The organism is Mesorhizobium sp. M7A.F.Ca.US.006.04.2.1 (assembly GCF_004022915.1).
In the GTDB taxonomy this organism is placed as follows: Bacteria; Pseudomonadota; Alphaproteobacteria; order Rhizobiales; family Rhizobiaceae; genus Mesorhizobium; species Mesorhizobium ciceri.
The window spans coordinates 1-2,108 of sequence record NZ_RZQA01000980.1; the positions used below are offsets into that span (position 1 = coordinate 1).

At 60.8% G+C, this 2,108-nt stretch carries 2 protein-coding genes; one reads left to right on the forward strand and one right to left on the reverse strand.

Annotated features, from left to right (window positions below):
- On the forward strand, nt 1-1,005 hold a 1,005-nt coding region (locus EN925_RS33105; protein WP_206633061.1), incomplete at its 5' end, for an SLC13 family permease.
- Nucleotides 1,006-1,505: 500 nt separating this feature from the next.
- On the opposite strand, the gene EN925_RS33110 is transcribed toward EN925_RS33105, so the two are convergent.
- Nucleotides 1,506-2,102, reverse strand: a complete 597-nt coding sequence (locus EN925_RS33110) for a hypothetical protein (protein WP_013525101.1) — start codon at nt 2,100-2,102, stop codon at nt 1,506-1,508.
- Nucleotides 2,103-2,108 lie beyond the last annotated feature (6 nt).

Consider the following 2,108-nt stretch of genomic DNA (forward strand, 5'->3'; position numbering starts at 1 on the left):
ATGCGGATGACGCCACTGCCCGACGTGGTCCTCAAGGTGGATGACATCCTGTTGCTCGAGGGCGACCCAGAAGCGCTGGATCGCCTTGTCTCCCAGGGCAGGCTCAGCGTGACCGGGGATAGGGGCGGTGGTGACGACACCACCAACGAGATGGTCGCTATCGAAGCCGTAATCGGTGAAAGCTCCTCTTTGATCGGCTGGACCGCCCAGCGCCTTGCCCTTTACGATCGCTTCAACGTCAACCTCCTGGCCGTCAGCCGTCGTGGGGAGCGCCTCGACCGCAGGCTGGCCGCAGTCGAGCTGAGGCTCGGGGACGTTGTCGTCTTGCGGGGCAGTGCAGCGAGGATGCCCGAGATACTTCGTGAACTCGGCTGCTTACCGCTGGCAGAAAGGGCTATCCTTCTTGGTAGCGTCCGCAAGGGTATCGTGCCGGTAGTGGTCCTTGCTCTCGCCATGGTGGCGACGGCGTTTGGGCTGCTGCCAGTGTCCGTCGCTTTTTTCGCGGCCGCGGTCGCGATTGTGCTTTTCAAGGTCATTCCGCTCCGCGATGTTTACCAATCGCTCGATGGGCCTATCCTCGTCATGCTCGCCGTTCTCATTCCAGTGAGCGATTCACTACGCAGTACAGGAGCTACGGGAGTAGTTGCCGGCGAGCTTGCTAGACTGGGGACCCTCCTTCCGGCGTCCGGCGCACTGACGCTCATCCTTGTCGCCGCCATGGCCGTTACGCCATTCCTCAACAATGCCGCCACCGTCCTTGTCATGGCGCCTATCGCCGCCGAATTTGCTAGTGATCTGGGCTACAGGCCCGAACCGTTTTTGATGGCTGTCGCCATTGGCGCCGGCTGTGATTTTCTCACCCCGATCGGACACCAGTGCAACACGCTTGTCATGGGGCCGGGTGGCTACCGCTTCAGCGACTATCCGCGTCTGGGACTTCCCCTGTCTTTCCTCGTAGTCATTGTTGCTGTGCCGATGCTTATGATCGTCTGGCCAATGAACTGACATCCGATATTCGGATGCCTTCTTGGAAATCCCACACGACACCACAATCGTGAATGAGGTCGCCGCGCAAGCCTGACGCGGGCTGGCCAACCTGCGGTCAGTGTCGCCAGCAGTTCCCCTCTCGTCCCGCCCGCGGCAACAGAAACTGTGTTCCGGCCGCTCTATCGGGGCAAAGGGAAAGCCAGCAAACAAACCTTAGGCCATGGACTATACACCGCAGCGAGATTGTCAGGGGCTTGGCGGAGTATTGACGTCGTTTCTCACCTAGGAAAAGCCGGTTCACCTTCGTGATGACGACAGGCCGATAACTCTTTCTTCGAGAATACGAGGCCCTTTCGGGCTGCGATCAGCATCACAAGTCGTGTGTTGCTCAGCGGCAGGGCCCTGGTGAACTGCAAGTCGTCGCGACGACCATTCGACCTTGGTGCTACCTGAGATACCAGCGTTGCACATCGCGCAGGAAGGACGAGGGCGGCTGTTAGCCGCCCATTCATTTCATCTCACACGTTGCGACGACCTCTGGCGCTTTCCAGGTCATCACCTGTGTAGACTTCATCCGTTGGATCGAAGCCGGTCCAACCGCCTGCTTCGTATTCGGTTCGCCGATGGGCTATGTCGACGGAATTATATTGCTTCAGTATCTGTTCCGCGTCGGGGACAAGGTCGTCTTCGACCCTGGCTATAACCATTGTTCCCCCGCGCCGAACGCCTTCGGCATAAACATGTGCGTCGCTTTCCGGCACACCGGACTCTGTCATCGCGCCGATGATGCCGCCCGCTGCGCCACCGACCACGGCACCGCCGACAGCGCCGACCGCAGTCGCTGCCAGCCAGCCCGCGGCAACCACGGGGCCGAGACCAGGTATGGCCATCAGGCCAAGGCCGGTGAGCAGGCCGCCGGCCCCGCCGACAACGGCGCCGACACCAGCCCCTGCTGCCGCATCCTCGCCAGCCTCCGACGCTTCGCCCGTAAGCCGGCCGCCCGAATTACCCGCCACGATGCTAATATCGTCGTGCGGAACGCCCGTGGCTTCAAGCTCGCCCACAGCGTCGCTTGCTTGATCGTAATTGTCGAAGAGGCCTGTTACGGTTTTCATCTGATT

Coding starts and splice junctions, on each gene's coding strand:
- EN925_RS33110 (WP_013525101.1), bottom strand. CDS start 2,102: ATGAAAACCGTAACAGGCCTCTTCGACAATTACGATCAAGCAAGCGAC.